The sequence below is a fragment of the Kribbella turkmenica genome (assembly GCF_004348725.1).
GTDB lineage: Bacteria > Actinomycetota > Actinomycetes > Propionibacteriales > Kribbellaceae > Kribbella > Kribbella turkmenica.
Map to the genome: position 1 here is coordinate 1 of NZ_SMKR01000129.1, position 22,167 is coordinate 22,167.

At 70.5% G+C, this 22,167-nt stretch carries 19 protein-coding genes; 12 read left to right on the forward strand and 7 right to left on the reverse strand.

The features are described from left to right. Both E1218_RS25590 and E1218_RS25595 read right to left on the reverse strand, forming a co-directional pair. Positions 1-621: SWIM zinc finger family protein (locus E1218_RS25590; RefSeq protein WP_202866183.1), on the reverse strand; the 621-nt coding region annotated here is incomplete at its 3' end. After that, positions 614-3,427, reverse strand: a complete 2,814-nt coding sequence (locus E1218_RS25595) for a DEAD/DEAH box helicase (protein WP_132324458.1) — start codon at positions 3,425-3,427, stop codon at positions 614-616. The genes E1218_RS25595 and E1218_RS25590, both read right to left, overlap by 8 nt. Before the next feature lie 132 nt (positions 3,428-3,559). Between E1218_RS25595 and E1218_RS37445 the strand changes: the two genes are divergently transcribed. Continuing rightward, a complete protein-coding gene (locus E1218_RS37445) occupies positions 3,560-4,132 on the forward strand; it encodes an alcohol dehydrogenase catalytic domain-containing protein (RefSeq protein WP_233712463.1) in 573 nt (190 codons plus the stop codon). Continuing rightward, positions 4,129-4,536, forward strand: a complete 408-nt coding sequence (locus E1218_RS37450) for a zinc-binding dehydrogenase (RefSeq protein ID WP_233712464.1) — start codon at positions 4,129-4,131, stop codon at positions 4,534-4,536. Before E1218_RS37445 ends, E1218_RS37450 begins: the two co-directional genes overlap by 4 nt. Here the strand turns inward: E1218_RS37450 and E1218_RS25605 are convergent. Then, positions 4,533-5,867: a GGDEF domain-containing protein gene (locus E1218_RS25605; protein WP_132324460.1), complete on the reverse strand. Its 1,335-nt coding sequence runs from the start codon at positions 5,865-5,867 to the stop codon at positions 4,533-4,535. The two genes, E1218_RS37450 and E1218_RS25605, sit on opposite strands and share 4 nt — an antisense overlap. Before the next feature lie 120 nt (positions 5,868-5,987). On the opposite strand from E1218_RS25605, the gene E1218_RS36235 reads away from it, so the two are divergent. After that, the gene (locus tag E1218_RS36235; protein WP_165949419.1) at positions 5,988-6,185 is read left to right on the forward strand and encodes a DEAD/DEAH box helicase; all 198 of its coding nucleotides are present in this window, start codon (positions 5,988-5,990) and stop codon (positions 6,183-6,185) included. A gap of 77 nt (positions 6,186-6,262) precedes the next feature. Here E1218_RS36235 and E1218_RS25615 read toward each other — a convergent pair whose 3' ends face one another. Beyond that, positions 6,263-7,495: an MFS transporter gene (locus tag E1218_RS25615; protein WP_233712465.1), complete on the reverse strand. Its 1,233-nt coding sequence runs from the start codon at positions 7,493-7,495 to the stop codon at positions 6,263-6,265. 391 nt (positions 7,496-7,886) lie between these two features. Here E1218_RS25615 and E1218_RS25620 point away from each other — a divergent pair, with 391 nt between their 5' ends. Continuing rightward, the gene (locus E1218_RS25620) at positions 7,887-10,451 is read left to right on the forward strand and encodes an MXAN_6230/SCO0854 family RING domain-containing protein (RefSeq protein WP_132324466.1); all 2,565 of its coding nucleotides are present in this window, start codon (positions 7,887-7,889) and stop codon (positions 10,449-10,451) included. Positions 10,452-10,577: 126 nt separating this feature from the next. Beyond that, positions 10,578-11,120, forward strand: a complete 543-nt coding sequence (locus tag E1218_RS25625; RefSeq protein ID WP_132324468.1) for a hypothetical protein — start codon at positions 10,578-10,580, stop codon at positions 11,118-11,120. 16 nt (positions 11,121-11,136) lie between these two features. On the opposite strand, the gene E1218_RS25630 is transcribed toward E1218_RS25625, so the two are convergent. The 3 genes from E1218_RS25630 to E1218_RS25640 all read right to left on the reverse strand — a co-directional run bounded on the left by E1218_RS25630 (position 11,137) and on the right by E1218_RS25640 (position 15,047). Further along, positions 11,137-12,522 (reverse strand): sensor histidine kinase, encoded by a 1,386-nt coding sequence (locus tag E1218_RS25630; protein ID WP_132324470.1) that lies wholly within the window; start codon positions 12,520-12,522, stop codon positions 11,137-11,139. A 16-nt stretch (positions 12,523-12,538) separates the two neighbouring features. Next, positions 12,539-14,188, reverse strand: a complete 1,650-nt coding sequence (locus E1218_RS25635; RefSeq protein WP_132324472.1) for an FAD-dependent oxidoreductase — start codon at positions 14,186-14,188, stop codon at positions 12,539-12,541. A gap of 76 nt (positions 14,189-14,264) precedes the next feature. After that, complete coding sequence (locus E1218_RS25640; protein ID WP_132324474.1) at positions 14,265-15,047, reverse strand: FadR/GntR family transcriptional regulator; 783 nt, start codon at positions 15,045-15,047, stop codon at positions 14,265-14,267. Between the two features lie 196 nt (positions 15,048-15,243). Between E1218_RS25640 and E1218_RS25645 the strand changes: the two genes are divergently transcribed. The 7 genes from E1218_RS25645 to E1218_RS37455 form a co-directional block, all read left to right on the forward strand. Beyond that, positions 15,244-16,773 (forward strand): ABC transporter substrate-binding protein, encoded by a 1,530-nt coding sequence (locus E1218_RS25645; protein WP_233712466.1) that lies wholly within the window; start codon positions 15,244-15,246, stop codon positions 16,771-16,773. Between the two features lie 10 nt (positions 16,774-16,783). After that, on the forward strand, positions 16,784-17,734 hold the full coding sequence (locus E1218_RS25650) for an ABC transporter permease (RefSeq protein ID WP_132324476.1): 951 nt from the start codon (positions 16,784-16,786) through the stop codon (positions 17,732-17,734). After that, positions 17,731-18,549 carry an ABC transporter permease gene (locus E1218_RS25655; RefSeq protein ID WP_132324478.1) on the forward strand — a complete coding sequence of 273 codons (819 nt, stop codon included), beginning with the start codon at positions 17,731-17,733 and terminating at the stop codon, positions 18,547-18,549. Before E1218_RS25650 ends, E1218_RS25655 begins: the two co-directional genes overlap by 4 nt. Next, positions 18,546-19,532 (forward strand): ABC transporter ATP-binding protein, encoded by a 987-nt coding sequence (locus tag E1218_RS25660; protein WP_132324480.1) that lies wholly within the window; start codon positions 18,546-18,548, stop codon positions 19,530-19,532. Before E1218_RS25655 ends, E1218_RS25660 begins: the two co-directional genes overlap by 4 nt. Then, on the forward strand, positions 19,525-20,370 hold the full coding sequence (locus E1218_RS25665; RefSeq protein WP_132324482.1) for an ATP-binding cassette domain-containing protein: 846 nt from the start codon (positions 19,525-19,527) through the stop codon (positions 20,368-20,370). The genes E1218_RS25660 and E1218_RS25665 overlap by 8 nt, the downstream gene beginning before the upstream one ends. Then, entirely contained in the window at positions 20,367-21,803 is a 1,437-nt protein-coding gene (locus tag E1218_RS25670) for an aldehyde dehydrogenase family protein (protein ID WP_132324484.1), read from the forward strand. The genes E1218_RS25665 and E1218_RS25670 overlap by 4 nt, the downstream gene beginning before the upstream one ends. Further along, positions 21,800-22,167, forward strand: a 368-nt coding sequence (locus E1218_RS37455; protein ID WP_233712467.1) for an SDR family NAD(P)-dependent oxidoreductase, incomplete at its 3' end; no start/stop codon positions are given. The genes E1218_RS25670 and E1218_RS37455, both read left to right, overlap by 4 nt.

The following is a 22,167-nucleotide window of genomic DNA, read 5'->3' on the forward strand; positions in this document are numbered from 1 at the left end:
GGTGGGGGCGGTGGTTGTGGAGCGGCGCGAGCGTAGGGCGGTCAGGAGGTCGTCGCGGGGGCGGCCGCGGAGGAGTAGGAGGGCGAAGGGGTCGTCGTCGAGGGCGTCGGCGATCAGGTAGCAGACGGCGGCGGAGTGCTTGCAGGGAACGGCGAAGTCTGGGCAGCTGCAGTTGGTGAGGACTTCGCCGGCACCGGGCAGGAGATCGAGGCCGGCGGCGTGCACGTCGTCGACGACCTCGGGGGGCAGTTCGCCGTCGAGGAGAGCGGCGACCCGGCCGATCTGGGCGGAGACCACGTCGAGCACGGCGTCCCACTCGGCGGTCGTGAAGGCGCGGATCCGGACCGTCACCTGGTACGGCGTCACCCGGCTGCCCTGGACGAAGGCCTCGACCTCACCAGGTGAAACCGTCAGGTCCAGCACACTCCCGCGACGCGCGTACGATCGCCCGCGCGACAACCGGTTCGGATCCAGCCGGGCACGCTGCTCCAGCGCCTCCAGCCACGCCCGCCCCCACCACGTCGCACCGAAGGGCCGCCGGCTCCCAGGCCCCTTGGCCGCCGGGAGCCCGGCATCCTCACCCTTGCGCCGCCACCCCTGCCACGGCACCCGCTCATTCATCGGATTCACCGCCCGCCACGGGACTCCGGCCGACCGCGGAGGGGTTGTAAGCACTCGCCGAACCAGATTTCGCCGGCGTGGCCGACAGCTCGACCAGCTCGGTCAGGTCAGCATCGGACAGCTCGCTCAGCCAAGCCTCGCCAGAGCCGACGACCGCATCGGCCAGATCCCGCTTGCTCGCGATCACCGTGGAGATCCGGTCCTCCAGCGTGTTCTCCGTGACCAGTCGATGCACCTGGACCGGACGGTCCTGGCCGATGCGGTACGCGCGGTCGGTCGCCTGGTCCTCGACCGCCGGGTTCCACCACCGGTCGTAGTGCACGACATGGGTCGCACGCGTGAGTGTCAACCCGACCCCGCCCGCCTTCAACGACAGCAGGAACACCTGAGCCTCGCCGCCCTGGAACTCCGCGACCAACTGTTCCCGCTTCCGCACTCCGATCCCGCCGTGCAGGAACAGCGACCTGATCCGCCGCGCCTCGAGATGCGCCTCGATCAACCGGCACATCTCGACGTACTGGCTGAAGATCAGGACCGACTCGCCCTCGGCCAGGATCACGTCGAGCAGTTCGTCCAGCGCGGCCAGCTTGCCGGAGCGTCTCTCCAGGGGACCCGGCTCGTGCAGGAACTGCGCCGGATGGTTGCACACCTGCTTCAACTGCGTCAGCAGGCTCAGCACCAGCCCGCGCCGCGCGATCCCCTCGGCCCCCTCGATCTTCGCGAGCGTCTCCCGGGCCACGGCCTGGTACAGCGTGGCCTGCTCCACGGTCAGCGGTACGACGACGTCGTGCTCGGTCTTCCGCGGCAGCTCCGGCGCGATCCCGGGGTCGCTCTTCCGCCGCCGGAGCAGGAACGGCCGGGTCACCCGCGCGAGCCGAGCGGTCGCCTCCTCGTCGTGGAACCGCTCCACCGGTACGGCGACGTCGTGCCGGAACCGGTCCAGCGTCCCCAGCAACCCGGGCGCCGCCCAGTCCAGGATCGACCACAGCTCGGACAACCGGTTCTCCACCGGCGTCCCGGTCAGTGCGATCCTGGTTGCCGAAGGCAACGTCCTCAGGGCGCGCGCCGTCCGGGACAACGGGTTCTTCGCGTGCTGTGCCTCGTCCGCGACCGCGAGACCCCAGAACACCTCGCCGAGCAGTCGATGGTCCTGCCGCACCACGCCGTACGTGGTCAGGACGACCTTGTCCGGGGTGAGCTCGGCGAGGCTCCGCCCGGCACCGTGATACCGCCGCGTCGGCACGTCCGGGGCGAAGCGGGCGAACTCCCGCTCCCACGTCCCGAGCAGGGTCGACGGGCAGACGACCAGTGTCGGGCCGCGCCCCAGCAGCCGGAGATGCAACGCGATCACCTGGATCGTCTTGCCCAGCCCCATATCGTCGGCGAGACACCCACCCAACCCGAGATCGGCCAACTGCGCCATCCAGGCGACACCACGCCGCTGGTAGTCGCGCAGCGTCGCGTGCAGCCCGGGCGGATCGGTGAACGGAGCAGGTTCCTCGGCCGATCGCAGCCGTGCGAGCATCGACGCCAGGGAGCCGTTCGCGTCGAAGGCGACGAGCTCACCGTCGACCTCGATGGTCCCGGTCAGTGCCGCACCGAGCGCCTCCGCGCCGGTCAGCTTCCGCGAGTCGCCGCGGCGCAACTTCCGGACGAGATCCTGGTCGACGCGCACCCAGCGCCCACGCATCCGGATCATCGGCCGCTTGGCCTCCGCGAGCGCCGCGACCTCCTGCTCGGTCAGCTCCTGCCCGTCGAGCGTCGGCCGCCAGCGGAAGGCCACCAGTTCGTTCAGATTGAAGTCCGGCCCGGTCACCGCTCCGGGCGTCGGCGTCGCGACCGTCCCGCGCACAGCCAGCTCACCTGCGAACAGCTCGGTTGGCCACAGCACCTCGATCCCGGCGCCCTCCAGCGCCGAACTGCCCTCGGCCAGCTCCTCGAGCGCCGTGTCGTCGACGCCGACCTCGGCAGGCGCCGCATCCCGCAACGCGGCACCCAGCGGCGGCCACACCCGGGCCCCACGCCGCAGGGCCAGCAGCAGGTCGGTCTCCGCGCGCTCGCCCAGCGCGGACAGCACGGCGGCCGGGGCGCTCCACACGTCCTCGACGTCCACGAGCAGGCTCGGATCGACACCGCTGCGCAACTGCAGGACCGCCCTGAAGTCAGACTCGTCCTCCGGAGGCTCGATCCGCAGCACCAACCGCGCACCGGCCTCCTCGCTCTGCGCCGTCTCGTCCAGCCAGGCCGTCGGCCCGGTCAGCTCGACCGGCTCGATCGCCGCGAACGCGGCCGCGCCCGCCCGCACGGCGACCGCCGCCGCCTCCGTCCGCACGATCGTGTCCGCGATCGCGTCCCAGAAGGCCCGCACCAACTGCTCCGGGTCGACCAGCCGCACCGGTCGCGTGCCCTCGATCGGCAGCGCATGGGCGTACGGCGACATCGCTGCCCCGAGGTTCCTCAACCAGCCGCGATCCAGCGGATCCAGCGGCGCCACCCGCCACGCGCCGTACCCGCTCGGGCTGCGATCGGGCACCACGCGCCCCCGCGCGATCAGCGACAAGCCGGCGAGCGCGGCCGCGCGCCACGCCTCCCAGCTGTCGGAGCCCGCTGGCGAGCCCAGCCGGTCGAGCACCTGCGAGACACTCAGCGATCGCGCCGGCACCGTCGTTCGCCGAACCTGGGAACCCTTGGGCAGCACGAGATCCACCGTCCAGTCGGCGACCTCGCCGGCCGCCGCGAGGTCGCCGTACAACGCCAGCCGGCCCGCGCGCGGCGGGTCGGCGGGGACGAAGACGGCGTCGAACATGCCCTGCACAGTACGCCGGACCGCCGACAGATTCCCGCCGGTCGCCAAGCCCCTGTGGACAACGCCCGAGTTGACCTCAACACAAGTTGAGGTTGCAGTCTCGAAGCTCCCGAGAACCGTGAAGGAGCAGATATGCGTGCAGCAGTGGTGACGGAGTTCGGTGCCGCCGAAGTGATCAGGACCCAGGACTGGCCCGACCCTGAGCCGGCCGCCGGTGAGGTCCTGGTCGAGGTCGCCGTCGCCGACGTCATCTTCGTCGAGACGGCGATCCGCAAGGGCCACCACGGCGAGTACTTCGCCGTGCGACCGCCGTACGTTCCGGGCGGCACACTCGCCGGGACCGTCCGTGCGGTCGGCGAACAGGTGTCACCGGACTGGGTCGGCAAGACCGTGGCCGGTCGCGCGACCGGCTTCGGCGCTCACGCCGAGCTCGCCCGCGCCGCCGTCGCCACCCTGGTCGAGGTCCCGCCGGAGCTGAACCTCGAGACGGCGATCGCGGTGTTCGGCGACGGTTTCACCGCCCTCATGCTGGAGGCCCTCGCTCCGCCGATGCGGGGCAAGGAGGTGCTCGTCACCGCCTCCGCGGGCGGCATGGGCCTGCTGCTGGTCCAGCTCGCGCACCGGGCGGGCGCACACGTCGTCGCGGTAGCGCGTGGGCAGGCGAAACTCGACCTCAGCAAGGCACAGGGCGCGCGGACGTCGTGATCGACTACTCCGAGCCGGGCTGGGAGAAGCGGGTGCTCGAGGCAACGAACGGTCGAGGCGCCGACATCGTCCTCGACGGCGCCGGCGGCGAGCTCGGCGCGACCGCGTTCACCGTCGTCCGCGACGGCGGCTGGTTCTCCGCCCACGGTGCCCCGAGCGGCGGCTTCGCGGCGTACGACGCCGACGAGGCGCGGCGGCGCGGGATCACTGTGCAGAGCATCGACGACCTCAGAGCCGACACGACCACGACGACGATCACGGGCGCCGACGTCATCGCCCGAGCGGTCGCCGGGGACCTCGAGCCGGTGGTGGACCGCGTCTACGACCTCGATCACGTGGCCGACGCGCACACCGCCCTGGAGCAACGCACGCTGCTCGGCAAGGCGCTGATCCGGGTCGGCTAGTCGCCGACCGGCTGCTCGGTGTGCTCGGTGACGGCAGGCGGGTTCGGGCGGGCCGCGACGATCCGGTTGCGCCCGTCCCGCTTCGCGCTGAGCAGGGCGTTGTCGGCCGCCAGCACCAACTGGTCCATGGTGTCCGCGACATCCGGGTACACCGCCGCGCCGAACGACGCCGGCACACCGGTGATGACCGCGGTCGACTCCGTGGCCGTGTCCACGGACACGCTCAACGTGCTGAGCCGGTCCCGGATCCGCTCGGCGACCTCCAGCACCTCAGCCTCCGAGGCACCAGGCAGCAGCACGGCCAGCTCGTCTCCACCGACCCGTGCGACCAGATCGCCCTGCCGGACCTCCGCACGCACGCTCTCACCGACCGCACGCAACGCCTGGTCCCCGGCCGGGTGGCCGTAGGTGTCGTTGATCTCCTTGAACTTGTCCAGGTCCAGCATCAGCAGCCCGACCGAGCTTCGCAGCGTCTCCGCGCGAGCCAGCTCGGCCGGTACTGCGCTCGCCCAGTACGCCGGCGTGGCCAGTCCGGTCTTCACGTCCGTCCCGGCGGCCCGCTGGTACTGCGGCAGCAGCAGGTCCCGGTGCAGCGTGAGCACCGTGACCATCAGGATCGGTACCACCCACGGGTACGACGCCTGCAGCGCGGCGACCGCCACACCGAGACCGAGGCCGGCCACCACGACCAACTGATCGGCGAGGTCGCCCAGCGCACCCCGGGCCGTGGCGTCGGGGGAGGACAGCAGGATCGCGCCGATCACCAGCGCGAAGTTCACCAGCCACCAGGTCGCGGCCGCGCCCAGCACGACCAGGAGCGTCCACGGACCGGTCGGCACGCGCGGCTCGGTCAGCAGTCCGCCACCACGTAGTACGCCGGCGGCCGCAGCGCTGGCCAGGATGAACGTGCTGGCCGAGAACACCTTGCGGTGGGCGATCGTCCGTCCGTAGACGCGGATCCAGGAGTACCCGTACGAGACGACGATCAGGGCGACCACCAGGCTCAGCGGGAGCAGCAGCAGGCCGGCGAAGACCCAGAGGCTCTTCAGGTTGGTGTACGGCGAAGTGTTCGCCGCCATCTCGCGTCGGCGCTCGATTCCGCGGGCAGACTCCAGGTGAAGCACCGAGGCGGCCGCCAGTACCGCGAAGGCGACCCACTCGGTCGGCCTGACGCCGGTTCGGGCGCCGGAGACCGTCGAGGCCAGAGCCAGGGCGGTGATGATGACTGCGACAGCGTCGACGCCGAGCACGTAGCTCAGCGCAGGACGCGGCAACGACCAGAGCTTCCAGCGGCGGGGTAGCACCCAATTGCTCCGACCGATCAGAATCATGGTGGCCTCACACGGATAGACCTGAGCGGTTATTCCGTAATAGTAACTGCCCGTTCACGCGAGGTCATCCCCGGGCCCCGCATAAATCCATCGGACGATGGCGAAGGAAGGATCAGCACCATGTCGAAGATCAGCACCGGCAACGAGTGGTTCCACGGCGGCAACGAGTGGTTCACCGGCGGCGGGAACGAGTGGCTGCACGGTGGGAACGAGTGGTTCCACGGCGGCAACGAGTGGTTCACGCAGAGTGGCAACGAGTGGTTCCGCCGTCCGGGCGGTTCTGGTAACGAGTCGTTCACCACCGGTAACGAGTGGTGACCTGACGGACATTGCCGAAATTCTTAACCGACATTTTACGGAGTCCGTCCGGAGATATTCCCTGAATCTCCGGACGCTCACCGGTCCTTCGTTTCCGGAGGGCCGGTCCCGGCCCGGCGGGCGCGTGACCACGCGGCGCCCGCCGCCAGGGCCGCGACGGCTCCCGCGGTGCCCATGACGCCCACCGCGACGGACGGCGAGGACTGGTCGGCGATCAGTCCGGCCAGCAGGATGCCGATGCCCTGACTGCTCTTCAGCGCGGTGCTCGCGACGCCGAACGCCTGGCCCCGCTGGGAGTCCGGGACGGCCTGGACGAAGGCGGCGCTGGTCGGCAGGTGGTACGCCGACGCCATGCCGGACACCGTCCACAGTGCGACGGTCGGGAGCAGCCCCGGCGCCAGGAAGCAGACGATGAGCGGGACACAGGCCAGCACGGCCAGCGGCCCGAGGAGACGCATCCGCGCGTCCGGCGACCACAAGGTGATCAGCCACATGCCCGCGACCGCTCCGGCCGGGCTCGCGGCCAGCAGGAGTCCGGCGGCTTCAGGTCCGCCGCCGATCTCATGGGCGTACGGGACCGCCAGGCCCTCCACGGTCACGTAGAACCCGGCGATCGTCGCCAGGATGACCAGAGTGCGCAGTTTCGGCGTACGCACGACCAGTGAGAAGCCGGCGGCGAGGTCCTTGAAGTAGCTGCCCCGGGGCTTGTCGGTGTCACGAGCCGGCACCGGGCGCTGCTGTACGCCGAAGGCTATGAGCGCTGCGGACAGGAGGAAGGTGGCGGAGTCGAGCAGCAGGCCGCCCGACGTACCTACCGCGACCACCACCACGCCACCGGTGCCGAAGCCGAGCACCTGGCTGAACTGCACGACCATGTCGTTCGCGGCCTTGCCCAGCACGTAGTGATCACCCGGCAGTACGGCGGGCAGCGTCGCGGCCCGTGCGGCGTTGAACGGCGACCCGAACGCCTGCAACGCGAGCAGAAGCAGGATGACGACCAGGAGCGGCAAGGCCTCGATCGCCATCGCCGCAACGAGAACGGCGCGGGCGACGTCCGTGACGATCATCACAGTACGGCGCGGGTAGCGATCGGCGAACCCGGCCAGCAACGGCCCGAACAACAGGTCGGGCACGTAGGTCAGCGCGTAGGTGAGGGCGGTCAGCCCGGCCGAGTTGGTGCGGTCGAAGACGAGCACCGACAGCGCCACGCGGGCCAGCTGGTCACCCGCGACGGACAGCACGCCGGCGAGGAACAGCGCCCTGAACTCCGCATGCCCGAACACGTCGCGCCAGCGGGCACGTTCGATCACCCCACCCTCCATGCCTAGACCCTAACCACATTCCGTGCCCTGACACCTCCTGCCTGTAACCGGAAGGGTTTCCCTGCGCCGGATCCGGCCTGGTTCAAGGGTTTGTTCGCGGCGCATCAGTGCCACATCGTGAACCCGGTGGTTCTCGATTTGGGTGAACGTTCTACTCTGGAGATCTCTGGTACCGGGGTCTGGGCGGGGCGGCCCCGACCCTGGTACCGGAGCTCTTTCATGTCTGGGCCTGTCCCGTCCGGAATTGTCGGTGCCCCCCGGTAGCGTTCTCGGTGCCAGGGGCGGCTCCTGGACGTGCTTCCTTCTCCTTCACCAGGCCACGTAGCGCGTCCGCTCTCCGCCCCTGGCGTGTTCGTCCACGAGCCGGGGAGGAGACGCGATGCCGGATCAGCACGCGCAGGCAGCCGTACTGATGCGCCGCCGGCGTCTGGTCGACCCGGCAGCACTGACTCCGCCGGTGCGACGGTCCGCTTGGCAGTGGCTGCGGCGGCCGCTCACCATCCAGTCCGGGCTGTCCGCGTTGCAGGCCGACCTGGTCCAGCGGGGATTGCTGCTCTCGGTCGGGCTGTACAGGTATTGCTCGGGCCTGTCCGCGCCCGCGCTCGCCGGCTTCGGCCGGGCCATGCTCGACCTTCTCGACGCCGAGTCCGCTGACGACCAGCAGCATGTGCCGTTGTTCCGCGGCTTCCCGGAGAGCGTGCCGGGCAACACGGAGACCTTCTACGTCAACAGGGTCTTCGCGCGGTTGCTGCAGGAGCCCGACCAGCCGTGTGTGCTCTGCGGCGACGCCGCGGCGGTGCACGCCGTCTCGCCGTGTGCACACCTGGTCTGCCGGACGTGCTGGGACGGCTCCGACTTCAGCGCCTGTCCTCTGTGCCTGCGCCGGATCGATCCGAACGACCCTTTCCTGAAGCCGTCGTTCGACGAGGTGCGGCCCGCGCACGTGCGTTCCGATCGTCTGCGCCTGCTCACCCTCGCGCCGGCCGACGCCGTGCGGTCCACGGTAGAGGCTCTGCTGGTACGACGCTCGCCGTTGCCGGCCGCGGATCGGGCCGACCTGAAGGTGCTGCTGACCGGCGCCGACCCGTCCTGGCTGCCCGACGACATCCCGGTCCGGGAGACGCGCGCCCTGGTCCTCGCGCACTTCGTCGGCGACCACCCACAGCTGATCGACCGCGCCGGTACGGCGACCGACGTGTTGCGACTGCTCTACGCGCTGATGGACGCGGATCCCGGACTGCGGACTCCGCCGGTCCGCCAAAAGTCGTTGCCCCGGGCAACTCGGCGGCTGGTGCTGGCGCGGCTCGACCGGCTGCCGGCCGAGACGCTGCTCGAGGACATGCTCCGGCACGAGCAGGCCTGGAAGCGGATCGCGGAGAACCTGCACCCCTTCGAGTTCGCCACCCGCGCGCCGCGGGCCGCGCTGGCGTTCGCCGTGCTGCGTCGGAGCGAGCTCGACCTGCGCAGTGCCGCCGGCCAGGCGATCGCGGCGGAGGCCGCGGGGCATCCGTTCGTGCGGATCGACGGCCGGCGGCTGACGACGAGCACGTTCGCGTCCCGGGTCGAGGCCGCGCTCGAGACCCGACCCGCGCACGCACTCGATTTGTTGCGCCGGCGGCCGGGCGAGTTGGTCCGGCGGCTGGTCCGATTGGCGCGCGCGCTGCCGCTGGATCAGCACGGTGCGTTGGTGGGCGCGGTGGCGACCGCCGTCTCGGACGTGTCGCCGGTCGTGCTGACGGCGGCGCTCGGTCAGGTCCGTACGCCGCCCGGCGACCTGCGACTGTTCTTCCCCCGGGGCGGAACCACGCGGATCTGGACCAGGGTGGACGAGCGAGACCCGATTCCGGCCGCGTCGGCGTCGGCGCTGGCCGAGGTACTGGTCGGGGAAATGTTGCGACGGGCAACGGTCTTGCCGCGGCTGCGGCGGGTGTTCCTGGACGAGGAGCTGACGCGGCTGGCGGCGCCAGGGTCGGAGCGGGGCGCGTCGTCGACGTTGCTGCGGATGACGCGGGGGAGCGCGGTGCCGCTCCCGCACGACGAGTTGCTGCGGCTGTTCCTGCACTGGGTCGAGCCGGACGGCCGACGGGCCGATCTCGATCTGTCGGTCGCGGTGTTCGACGAGGAGTGGGGTTTCGTCGGGCTGTGCGACTACACGCGGCTGCGGTTCGACCAGGACGCGCTCGTGCACTCGGGGGATCTCACGTCCGCGCCGGGGCCGCACGGGTCGACGGAGTTCGTGGACCTGGATCTGCGCGCGCTGCGACGCGTCGGCGGGAGGTACGTGCTGCCGGTGGTCTTCAGCTACGACAACGTGCCGTTCGACGAGCTCGAGCGCGGCATCGCCGGGGTGATGCGGCAGCCGGCCGGGCTGTTCGACCCGGCCGCGGTCGGCGAGCGCTTCGACCTGGCCGGCCCGGCGAAGATCCTGCTGCCGTTCGGCGTCGACCTGCAGACGAGGGAACTGCGCTGGTACGACGTCAACCTCAGTGCGGCCGGGTACGGGCACAACGTCGCGAAGTACGGCGGTCGCCTGGCGTTGATGGCGGCGACCCTGGAGGAGGTTCACGGCGCGGGCGACCGGGTGAGCCTGTGGGAGATCTGCTGCTGGCATGCCGCCGCACGGACCGACGAGGTCGTGGTCCGATGCGCGGACGGCTCGGTGGTCGGTTACGTCCGTGACCCTGCTGAGGAGCTCTCGGCTTTCGCCCGTCGCCTCACTGCCCGCCTCGAGCCGGACCGGGCGTGGGACCAGGATGCTGCCAACCAGGCCGACTTCGCCGCGGTCCTCACGGCCGACATCACTCCGCGTGCCGGCGCGCAGGTCTACGCGCTTCACCCACAGCTGCTGGACCCTGCCGCGCACACCCTCCTGGACGCACCGCAGCTCTTGAGTGCGCTGGCGCCCGACACCCGCGCGCACGCGGACGCCCCGCTTCCGCACTGATCGCCCCGATCAGCGGCGGACCGGTCCGAGCGGGCACTTTGACAATTCTGTGACGCTGCGCGTCCCGGTGCTTTGGCTGGCCGGGGTACAGGAGTACAACGGAAGGGACGGCGAAGGGAGCCACGAATGACGTATGACGTGGTGGTGCTCATCGAGCGGGAGATGAGCGAGGGCGACGCGCGCCGCGTTGCCGCCCTGCACGCAAGGTACGAGGAACCCGTCGACTACCACCTGCTCGTGTCGAGCCATCCGGAGAGCGATTTCGGTGGTCCGATGGCGCTGCTGGGGTCGAGTTTCGCGGATGTCGCCGGTCTGAGCGGCCCCGCTGTCAGAACCCCCGCGCCTGGCCCGTCGGCCCGAAGTGCGCCGTCCGGTCCGTCCAGGACACCGACGGCCACGCTCGCCGACCCGGACGTCGACCTGGCCTCGGTGATCGAGCACAGTTCGCGCCGGCTCCGTGCGGCCAGCGGCTACCCGGTGAACGTCTCCATCACCCACGGCGAGATCCTGCTGGCCCTGAACAGGCTCGTCCGGAGCACCTCGAGTCACGAGGTCGTGGTGGTCGCCTGGCCCGAGACGGCCGCGAGCTTCCTGTGCTCCGACTGGACCACCAAGGCCCGCAAGGCCCTGAAGGTCCCGCGGGTCCGCATCCTCGAGCACGACACCTGACGCCGCGCGGGGCCGGCTACCCCGCGGGCTGCAGTGGCAGCCGCACCGACAGCGTCGTCGCGCCGGGACGGGACTCGATCGTGATCGTCCCGCCGTGGTGCTCGACGACGATGCGCTGGGCGATGTCGAGACCGAGGCCGGTGCCCTTGCCGACGTCCTTGGTCGTGTAGAAGGGCTCGAAGGCGCGCGCGACGACCTCGGGCGGCATGCCGGGCCCGGTGTCGGTGAACCCGACCACGATCCGGTCGCCGTCGGTCCGGGTGGTGATCCGTAGCGTCCCGGTGCCGCCCATCGCGTCGACCGCGTTGTCGATCAGGTTCGTCCACACCTGGTTGAGCTCACCGGCGTACGCGTCGATCCGGGGTACGTCGGCGCCGTACGCGCGGACCACCTCGATCCCGTCGCGGAGCTTGTGGCCGAGCATCACCAGCGTGCTCTCGATCCCCTCGGTGACGTCGATCGTCTGGATCGAGCCGCGATCCATCTGTGAGTACGAACGGACCGCGGCCACAAGCTCGGAGATCCGCCGGGTGGACTCCTTCACCTCGCCCAGCAGCGTGCCGGCCGCCAGCGTGCTCGCGACCCACTCGAGCCCGGGCTGGAGTGCGTCGTCGAGGACCTCGGCGGCGCGTTCACACCAATCGATCGAGGCGCCGGCCGCGGCGAGCGGTGGCGCGATCAGCCAGTCGTTGTCGACCTCGTGCCGGTCGAGCCACTCCGAGATGGTGTTCTCGGCGTCGGCCAGGTCGACCGGATCCGGTGCCGCCGTACCCGCGCCCAGCTCCCGCCGCAACGCGTCGAGCGCGCTGAACTGGGCCGCCGTGATCTCACCCTCCGCAAGCCGCCCGAGGGCGGACAACAACGCGGTACATGCGGTGTCGAGCGCGCTGACGGAGCGAGCGGCCGCCGCGGCCGGGTTGTTGATCTCGTGCGCCAATCCGGCAGCCAGCGTGCCCAGCGTGATCAGCGCGTCCCGCTGCCGGGCGGTCGACTCGATCGCCCGGGCGGTCCCGTACACACCCTTGATCAGATGCCCGGCGAGCGGGAACCACGCGTCGATCCGCTCCCGCAGCAGGCCGGCCGGCACCCGCAGCACCCGGCCTTCGGCGATCCCGCGGCCGCTGGCGAGGTAGACCCCGTGCTCGTCCCAGGCCCGGAATCCACCGGCCCACCGCCCGGGCACGTCGATCTTGCCCATCACCGTGTCCTCGCGGCCGATCTGGCGATGGAGCGCGATGGCGCCGTCGACCAGCACCCACCAGTGGTCGGCCGGGTCGCCCTCGTGGAACAGGACGGCGCCCGGCTCGATCCGGACCTCGGTGCTGCCGTCGACGAGTTCGCCCAGTTGCTCGTCGGTCAGTCCGGCGAAGAGCGCGATCCCGCGCAGGTCGTCTACGTCCATCACAGGGCCCCGGTCATCAGACGGTCGCAAGGTAGCGGTGGACGAGGTAGACCGACATCGCGCCCTCGCCGACAGCGGACGCGACGCGTTTCATCGAGTCGAGCCGGACGTCGCCGGCCGCGAACACGCCCGGCAGGCTCGTCTCCAGTGCGAACGGCGGCCGGGGAAGCGTCCACCGACCCGCCGCGACCAGCTCCGGACCGGTCATCACGAAACCCTTGCCGTCGCGGACGACGGACTCGCCGAGCCAGTCCGTCCGCGGTGACGCGCCGACGAAGACGAACAGCCAACTCGCCGGCACTTCCTCGACCCGCCCGGAGGCCCGGTCGGCGAGCGTCAGCGCCTCCAGATGACCGTCGCCGCGGCAGCTCGCCACCTCGGTCCGGCAGCGGACCTCGATGTTGGCGGCCGAGGTGATCTTGTCGATCAGGTAGCGCGACATCGAGGTCGTCAACGTGTCGCCGCGGACCAGGAGCACGACGCGCTTGGCGTAGCGGGCGAGGTTCAGCGCCGCCTGACCGGCCGAGTTCGCGGCGCCGACGACGTACACCTCGTCGCCCTGGCACTGACTCGCCTCGCTGGCCGTGGCGCCGTAGTACACGCCCCGCCCGGTGAGGTCGCCGAGGCCGTCGACCTCGAGACTGCGGTAGGAGACGCCGGTCGCGATGATCACCGCGCGGGCCTCGATCTCGCCGGAACCCTCCAGCAGCACGGCGTGCACCGGTCCGCGGGACTCGAGTCCGACGACTCCGCGCGCGAGCACCATCTCGGCGCCGAACCGCGAGGCCTGGGCGACCGCGCGGGCCGCGAGGTCCGAGCCGGTGAGTCCGCGTGGGAAGCCGAGGTAGTTCTCGATCGCCGCGCTCAACCCGGCCTGCCCGCCGGGCGCCTCCCGCTCGACGATCACCGTGCTCAACCCTTCCGACGCCGCGTAGACCCCGGCGGCCAGGCCGGCCGGCCCACCGCCGACGATGCAGACGTCGTACAGCGGCTGCTCGGCGCGGGTCCGCAGCCCGAGCGCGGACGCCAGATCGATCGTCGTCGGGGAGCGGAGCGTGTCGCCATCGGGGACCAGCACCAACGGCAGGTCGTCGTCGGCGGCACCGGCGAGCTCGCGCAGCCGTTGCCCCTCGGCGTCGCGCTCGACGTCGTACCAGTGGTAGGGCACGTGGTTGCGGGCCAGAAAGGTCTTGATGTCGTGCGCGCGGTCGGACCAGCGGTTCCCGACCACGCGGACGTCGGAGGTGTGCTCGGGATTCGCGTGCCGCCAGTCCCCGAGCAGGTCGTCGACCACCGGGAAGAGCTGGTCCTCCGGCGGGTCCCAGGGCTTGAGCAGGTAGTAGTCGAGCCCGATGTCGTTGATCGCCCTGATCGCAACGTCGGTGTCGGCGTACGCCGTGAGCAACAGGTACTTCGCGGTCGGTGCGTGCTCGCGGGCACGTCCGAGCAGTTCGATACCGGTCATCCCCGGCATCCGCTGGTCCGTCGCGATCAACGCGATCGGCTGGTTACGCAACGCGAGTTTGGTCAGGGCGGCCAGCGCCTGCGCACCGGAGGTCGCCTTGACCACCAGGTAGTCGTCGCCGTACCGGCGGCGCAGGTCACGGGAGATGGCCGCCGAGACCATCGGGTCGTCGTCGACGGTGACAATGGCTGGTTTGCTCACGCAGTGCCCCCCACAGCAGTGAACGGATCACGTCAGCATGCCACGACAAGCCCGGTCGCGGCAGGGAAATGTTGCCTCAGTCTTCGATCAGTGCGCGCAAGGTGTCCCGATCCGGGGTGGGCACGTAGCCGGCGTAGTAGTCGTACATGTTCTGCCGGGCGATCCGGGCGGCCGCGTGACCGTCGCCGGCTCGGATCGCGTCGACCACCTCGGCGTGGTGCTGGAGCGACTCGAGCATCAGCGCGCGGCTGTTCCGGGCGTGCGCGACCTTGTCCGAGATCAGGCTGAGGACGACGCCGCGGACGACCTCGTTGCAGGTCTGGATCAGCGAGTTGCGGCTGATCTGGGCGATCATGTCGTGGAAGGCCAGGTCGGCCTCGCTGAACGCCTCGAAGTCGACGTCGATCGCGGCCCGCATGGCGACCAGGGTCTGCTCGAGCTCGGCGAGCTGCTCCGGGGTCCGCAGCCGGGACGCGACCTGGATCGCGGCGCCGTCCATGATCATCCGGAAGCCGATCAGCTCGCTCAGCGTCAGCTCGTCCACCCGGGCCAGCCGGACCATCTGCTTGCGCAGCGCGGACTGCGAGAACGGCAGGATCTCCGGACCGTTCGGATCGCCGGGCCGGGAGCGGACCACGCCGTTGCTCTCCAGCACCCGCAGTGCCTCGCGCACGGTCGACCGGCTGACCTCGAACTGGGCGACCAGCTCACGCTCGCTCGGCAGCCGCTGGCCGGGCGCGAGATCGCCCCGGGCGAGCGCCTCCTCGACCTGCTCGACGATTCGCTGGTACGCACGGACGGGCTGCACCGGCCGGAACCGCGGCCCCTTGGCCGTCCCTGCGTTCGTTCCGGTGTTCATCCTGGGCGCACCCCCATCGCTTGACAGACCCTTGCGCAGCGACAAACCTAGTGGCCCACTGACACCTAGTCCACTGGTCGGACCAGTCACAGCTGAACGGCGAAGTGGGCCGGACCGGCGTGGCCCCGCTCAGCGGACTCCGTTCAGATCGCCAGAATGCGGCGAGGAAACTGCCGGCAGCACTGGAGGAGCTCGCGTGAAGTCGTCGTTGATCAGAGGCACACTGCCCACCCGGACGGTCGCGCTCGTCGCCTCCGCGGCCCTGCTGGCCCTGACCGCCTGCTCAGCCGGTTCGAGTACGTCGCCCGGCAGCTCGCCCGGCGGGGATCAGTCGTTGTCGGTCGGTCTGGTAGCCGAGCCGGCAAGCCTGGACTTCACCACCACCGACGGTGCGGCGATCCCGCAGGCGCTGCTCGGCAACGTGTACGAGAGCCTGGTCAAGCAGGACGAGTCCGGCAAGATCGTGCCGTCGCTGGCGAAGTCGTGGACCGTCTCGCCGGACCGCAAGACCTACACGTTCGACCTGGTGGACAACGCGAAGTTCAGCAACGACAAGCCGTTCACCGCGGCCGACGCGGTGTTCAGCATCAACCGGGTCAAGTCGGCCTGGACGGTCTCGCTGAAGTCGGCGATGGACGTCGTCCAGGAGGCGAAGGCGCTGTCGCCGACGCAGTTGCAGGTGACGCTGACCAAGCCGAGCAACGGCTGGCTGTTCCGGATGACGACGCGGATCGGGGCGATGTTCTCCGAGACCGGGGTGAGCGCGCTCGCGACGACTCCGGTCGGCACCGGGCCGTTCACGTTCGCCAAGTGGAACCGCGGCGACTCGATCGTGTTCGAGCGCAATGAGAACTACTGGGGCACGAAGCCGTTCTTCAACCAGATCACACTGAAGTACTTCAAGGACCCGACCGCGCTGAACAACGCGCTGCTCACGGGGACCATCAACGTCATCGGCACGGTCCAGGCGCCCGAGGCACTGAGCCAGTTCACCGGCAACGACAAGTACCAGGTGATCGAGGGAACGACGAACGGCGAGGTGCTGCTGTCGTTCAACAACGCGCTGCCGATCTTCTCCGACATCCGGACGCGGCAGGGGATCCGGCAGGCGATCGACCACAGGGCCTTGCTGGACACGTGTTTCGCCGGTCGCGGCAAGCTGATCGGAAGCATGGTCCCGCCGACCGACCCGTGGTCCGAGGACCTGACGAACGTCGCGCCGTACGACCTGGCCAAGGCGAAGTCGTTGCTGCAGGCCTCCGGTGCCGCCGGCAAGACGCTGCGGCTGCGGCTGCCGACGCTGCCGTACGCGATCTCGTGCGGCCAGGTCGTGAAGAGCCAGCTGGAGCAGGCCGGGCTGAAGGTCGTGATCGACCAGCAGGAGTTTCCGGCGCAGTGGCTGACCACGGTGTTCAAGAACGCCGACTACGACCTGTCGATCATCGCGCACGTCGAGCCGCGCGACCTGGGCGCGGTCTTCAACGCGAAGTACTACACCCGGTACGACGACCCGACGCTGCAGCAGTACCTGGCCGCGGCCGACGCCGGTGACGAGGCGGCGCAGATCGACAACATGAAGAAGGCGGCCCGGCGGATCTCCGAGCAGGCCGCCGGTGACTGGCTCTTCCTGTTGCCGAACCTGATCGTCGCCGACAAGAACCTGAAGGGCCTGCCGCAGAACGCGATCACCGAGAACTTCGACCTGACCCGACTCGCCCGTTCCTGAGGGACCGCCGATGATCATCCGCCTGATCGAGCGCACCGCCGTGCTCCTGGTCAGTCTCGTGGTGAGCTCGGTGCTGGTGTTCGCGTTCATGGCGGTGCTGCCGGGCGACCCGGCCCGGGTCGCGCTGGGTGTGAACGCGTCCGACGAGGCGGTCGCCGAACTGCGCCGGCAGTTCGGTCTCGGCCGGCCGCTGCCGACGCAGTACTTCGACTGGCTCGGCGGACTGCTCCGCGGCGACTTCGGGACGTCGTACGTGTCGAAGGCCGAGATCGGGCCGCAGGTGTTCGACCGGTTCCAGGTGACGCTGTGGCTGGTCCTCGCCGGGATGGTCATCGCCCTCGTCGTCGCGGCGCCGGCCGGCACGGTGATGGCCGCGCGCCACCGGAAGGTCTCGGGCCTGGCGTTGTCCGCGATCTCCCAGCTGGGCGTCGCCGTACCGGCGTTCCTCGCGGGAATCCTGCTGATCATGCTGTTCGCGGTGAAGCTCGGCTGGCTGCCCGCCAACGGGTGGACGCCGCCGGCCCAGGATCCCGGCATGTTCGTCAGGCAGTTGATCCTGCCTGCGCTGTCACTCGGTCTGGTGCAAGGCGCTGTCCTGACGCGCTACGTGCGGAGCGCGGTGCTCGACGTACTGCGCGAGGACTACCTGCGTACTGCGCGCGCGAAGGGACTCAGGCCGTTCCCGGCGCTGTGGCGGCACGGGATCCGCAACGCCGCCGTCCCGGTGGTGACTGTCCTCGGTCTCCAGCTCGCCACCCTGCTGATCGGCGCCGTCGTGGTCGAGCGGGTGTTCGTCATCCCGGGCCTCGGCAGCCTGCTCCTCGACGGTGTCTCGAACCGCGACCTGCTGCTCGTGCAGGACGTGGTGATGGTCCTGGTGGTCGCCGTACTCGTGGTCAACTTCCTCGTCGACCTGCTGTACGTCGCCCTTGACCCGCGACTGCGGGTGGGATCACGATGAGGCGGCTGAACCCGAGCCTGGTCGCCGGCGGGCTGATCGTCGGGCTCATCGTCGTGATGGCGCTGGTCTCGTTCGTCTGGACGCCGTACGACGCCACCCTCGTGGACCCGGTGAACCGGCTCGCCCAGCCGTCCTGGGACCACTGGTTCGGGACCGACAAGTTCGGGCGGGACGTGCTCAGCCAGATCATGGTCGGGTCGCGGACCACGTTGTTCGTCGGCGTGGTCGCGGTCGGGGTCGCCGCGGTGATCGGCGTACCGCTGGGGATCCTCGCGGCGATGGCGCGGCGGTGGCCGGCCGAGATCATCATGCGGACCAACGACCTGCTGCTCGCGTTCCCGGCGTTGCTGCTGGCGATCATGTTCGGCGCGGTGTTCGGCGCGAGCACGATGACGGCGATGATCGCGATCGGCATCGCGTCGGTGCCGAGCTTCGCGCGGGTGATCCGGAGCGGTGCGTTGCAGGTGATGCGGACCGAATACGTTCTCGCGGCCCGGGCGGCCGGGCGGCAGCCGTTCCCGATCGCGATCCGGCACGTGCTGCCGAACGTGACCAGCCTGATCACCGTGCAGGCGTCGGTGTCGTTCGCGATCGCGGTGCTGGCCGAGGCCGCGTTGTCGTTCCTCGGGTACGGCACGCCGCCGCCGACGCCGTCGTGGGGACGGATGCTGCAGGAGAGCCAGGAGTTCCTGTTCAGCGCGCCGCGGCTGGCGATCTTCCCCGGGGTGGCGATCGCGATCGCCGTACTCGGTTTCAACCTGCTCGGTGACGGGCTCCGCGACCGGTTCGACCCGAAGTTGGAGGATCGCCGATGAGCGTGGTGGCCGACGTGAACGTGCGGACGAGCGACGTCCTGACGGTGCGCGGACTGACCGTGACCGTGCGGGACAAGACGCTGGTGTCGGACGTGGATCTGTCCGTCGGACCAGGCGAGCGCGTCGGGCTGATCGGCGAGTCCGGCTCCGGGAAGTCGCTGACCGCGCTGAGCGTGCTCGGCCTGTTGCCCGAGGACGTGACGGCGTCCGGGTCGGTGCGGCTCACCGGCGTCGACCACGAGTTGATCGGTGCGGACGAACGACGGATGTCGCGGGTGCGTGGCCGGCGGTTGGCGATGGTGTTCCAGGAGCCGATGACCGCGCTCAACCCGACGATGCGGATCGGCGACCAGATCGCGGAAGCGATGCTCATCCACGGGACCCGGCCAGGCCGCGGTGCGGCCCGGGCGGCGGCGGTCGAGCTGCTCGAACGGGTTCAGTTGCCGCCGGACACGTTGCGCGCGTACCCACACCAGCTGTCCGGTGGCCAACGCCAACGGGTCGTCCTGGCGCTTGCCCTCGCCAACGATCCGGCCCTGTTGATCTGCGACGAGCCGACGACCGCGCTGGACGTCACCGTGCAGGCCCTCGTCCTCGACCTGATCGTCAAGGGCGTGGTCGCGCGCGCGGCCGCTCTCCTGTTCATCACCCACGACCTCGCCGTCGTCGCGACCGTCTGCGAGCGCGTCCTGGTCATGTACGGCGGTCGCGTGGTCGAGTCCGGCCCGGTCGGTGAGGTGTTCACGCGTCCGCGCCACCGGTACACCGAGGGCCTGCTCGCCGCCTCCGATCTCGAGACCACGCAACGGCGCCTGACCACCATCCCCGGCAACGTGCCGCCCGCCGGGCAGTTCCCGTCCGGCTGCGTCTTCCGCACCCGCTGCCGGCACGCGACCGAGGTCTGCGCGACCACGCCGCCCTGGACCGGCAGCGAGACGACCGGATTCGCCTGCCACCATCCCGCGGAGGCCGTCGATGACTGACACCCCTGCGGCCATTCAGGTCGTCGACGTCGTCCGCACCTACACCCGGCCGCGGACCTCGCTGCTCCGGCCGGCGCCCGTCGTCCGAGCCCTGCGAGGCGTGAACCTCGAGGTGAAGGAGGGCGAACGGTTCGGCATCGTCGGCGAGTCCGGCTGCGGCAAGTCCACGCTGCTGCGGATCATCGCGGCCCTCGACCACGCGACCTCCGGCCATGTCGTTGTCGAGGGCACCGACATCACCCGGCTGCCGGAGCGGCGGCTGCGGTTCCTCCGGGAGAACCTCCAGCTCGTCTTCCAGGACCCGATGAGCTCCCTCGACCCGCGGATGCGGGTCCGCGACATCATCGCCGAACCGCTCGTCGTCCAGGGACATCCGGCGTCCGGCGCACGCGTCCGCGAACTGCTCGAAGCCGTCGGGCTGTCCGCCGACGCCGGCGACCGGTACCCGCACCAGTTCTCCGGCGGTCAGCGGCAACGCATCTCCATCGCCCGCGCGCTCGCGCCGCGCCCGCGGATCCTGATCGCCGACGAGCCGGTCAGCGCACTGGACGTCTCGGTCCGCGCGCAGGTGCTCAACCTGATCTCCGATCTCGTCGACGAACTGAACCTCACCCTGGTGTTCGTCTCCCACGACCTGTCCGTGGTCAAGCACGTGTGCGACCGGGTCGCCGTGATGAACGCCGGCCAGATTGTCGAGACCGGCTTCACCGGTGACGTGTACGCCGCACCGCAGCACCCCTACACCCAACGCCTCGTCTCAGCCATTCCCACGCTCCACCGGGCCTTGGCCGGGGCGACCACCACCGACCTCCTCGCTGCGAAGGGAGAACCCGGATGAGGTACCCAGCCGGACTGCCGGTCGGAGAGACCTGGGCCGACGCGCCGTCCGCCGAGCCGGTGATCTTCCCGTACGACGGGACGACGGTGACCGACGCGCCGGTCGGGGACGTGGAGTTGGCACGGCAAGCCCTCGACCACGCGCTCGCCGTCCGGGACACGGTCGGCCGACTGCCGTCGTACGTACGCCGGAAAGCCCTGCAGAGCGTGCATGCCGCGATCGCCGCGGAGCGCGACGCGTTCGTCGACCTGCTGGTGCTGGAGACCGGCAAACCGCTGGTCGACTGCCGGGTCGAGGTCGACCGGACGCTGCTCACCCTGGAGACGTCGGCCGAGGAGGTCGCCCGGCTGCACGGCGAGACCGTGCCGCTGGACCTCCTGCCGAGTGGTGACGGCCTGGTCGGATTCTGGGTGCGGAAGCCGGTCGGAGTGGTCGTCGGCATCACCGGGTTCAACTATCCGTTGCTGCTGGCGTCGCACAAGATCGCGCCGGCGCTCGCCGCCGGGTGCCCGGTGATCGTGAAGCCGGCGCCGCAGACTCCGCTGGCGACGTTGTGGCTCGTGCATCTGATGCGGGAGGCGCTGGTCGAGGCCGGCGCCCCGGCGGCCGCCGTACAACTGGTGACCGGGGGAGCCGACGTCGGCGCGGTGCTGACCACGGATCGCCGGATCGGCGCGGTGTCGTTCACCGGCTCGGCCGCGGTCGGTCACCAGATCGCCCGGGACGCCGCGCCGACCAAGGTGCTGCTGGAACTGGGGTCGAACTCGGCCCTCGTCGTGGCTGCCGACGCCGACCTCGACGCCGCGGCCGACGCGATCATCCGGGGCGGGTACTACGCATCCGGTCAGGCCTGCATCTCGGTCCAACGGGTGATCGTGGTCGAGGCCGTCCACGCCGCGCTGGTGGACAAGTTGTCCGAGCGGCTTCCGTCGGTCGTCGTCGGCGATCCGCGGTCGGCGCAGACCCGGGTGTCGGCGCTGATCGATCCGAAGTCGACGGCGCGGGTGCGTGAGTGGGTCGACGCGTCGGTCGCGTCCGGCGCGAAGCTGGCGTACTCGACGGACGGCGAGTTGCTCGGGCCGACCGTGTTGACGGACGTGGCGTCGGGGCAGTTGGTCTGGGACGAGGAGATCTTCGGGCCGGTGATCGCGGTTCGATCGGTGCCCGACGTCGAGACGGCGTTCGAGACGGTGAACGCCTCCAGGTACGGCCTGCATGCCAGTGTGTTCACGTCCTCGCTCGACACCGCGTTCTCGGCGGTCGACCGGCTCGAGGTCGGTGGGGTGGTGGTCAACGAGGTGCCCGGCTTCCGGTCCGACGTGATGCCGTACGGCGGTGTCAAGGACTCCGGAATCGGCCGGGAAGGTCCACGCTTCGCGATCGAGGAGCTCACCACGACCCGGATGGCCATCATCCGCCCGAGGACCTCATGACCGACTACAGCAGGCTGTTCCGCCTGGACGGCAAACACGCGCTGGTGGTCGGCGCCGGCAGCGGCATCGGCCGGGAGGCAGCGCTGGCTCTGGCCGCGCAGGGCGCCCGCGTGACGTGCGCCGACCGGAACCTGGGGGCGGCCCGGGAGACGGTGGCCCGCGGCACGGCGGGGGATGGTGGCCCAGCCGGCGACGGCAGTGTGCGTGGGACTCCGGTGAAAGGGACGCCGCTTCACGCAGTTCCGGCTGAGGGCACGCCGGTTCACGCGGTTCCGGCGCACGGGACTGAAGCTCATGGGATTCCGGCGGAGGGGACTCCGGCTCATGGGACTCCGGTTGAGGGCACTCCGGTCCGCGCCGCGCC

Coding starts and splice junctions, on each gene's coding strand:
- E1218_RS25655 (WP_132324478.1), top strand. CDS start 17,731: ATGAGGCGGCTGAACCCGAGCCTGGTCGCCGGCGGGCTGATCGTCGGG.
- E1218_RS25640 (WP_132324474.1), bottom strand. CDS start 15,047: ATGAACACCGGAACGAACGCAGGGACGGCCAAGGGGCCGCGGTTCCGG.
- E1218_RS25670 (WP_132324484.1), top strand. CDS start 20,367: ATGAGGTACCCAGCCGGACTGCCGGTCGGAGAGACCTGGGCCGACGCG.
- E1218_RS25630 (WP_132324470.1), bottom strand. CDS start 12,522: ATGGACGTAGACGACCTGCGCGGGATCGCGCTCTTCGCCGGACTGACC.
- E1218_RS25595 (WP_132324458.1), bottom strand. CDS start 3,427: ATGTTCGACGCCGTCTTCGTCCCCGCCGACCCGCCGCGCGCGGGCCGG.
- E1218_RS25650 (WP_132324476.1), top strand. CDS start 16,784: ATGATCATCCGCCTGATCGAGCGCACCGCCGTGCTCCTGGTCAGTCTC.
- E1218_RS25620 (WP_132324466.1), top strand. CDS start 7,887: ATGCCGGATCAGCACGCGCAGGCAGCCGTACTGATGCGCCGCCGGCGT.
- E1218_RS25605 (WP_132324460.1), bottom strand. CDS start 5,867: ATGATTCTGATCGGTCGGAGCAATTGGGTGCTACCCCGCCGCTGGAAG.
- E1218_RS25660 (WP_132324480.1), top strand. CDS start 18,546: ATGAGCGTGGTGGCCGACGTGAACGTGCGGACGAGCGACGTCCTGACG.
- E1218_RS37445 (WP_233712463.1), top strand. CDS start 3,560: ATGCGTGCAGCAGTGGTGACGGAGTTCGGTGCCGCCGAAGTGATCAGG.
- E1218_RS25625 (WP_132324468.1), top strand. CDS start 10,578: ATGACGTATGACGTGGTGGTGCTCATCGAGCGGGAGATGAGCGAGGGC.
- E1218_RS36235 (WP_165949419.1), top strand. CDS start 5,988: ATGTCGAAGATCAGCACCGGCAACGAGTGGTTCCACGGCGGCAACGAG.
- E1218_RS25665 (WP_132324482.1), top strand. CDS start 19,525: ATGACTGACACCCCTGCGGCCATTCAGGTCGTCGACGTCGTCCGCACC.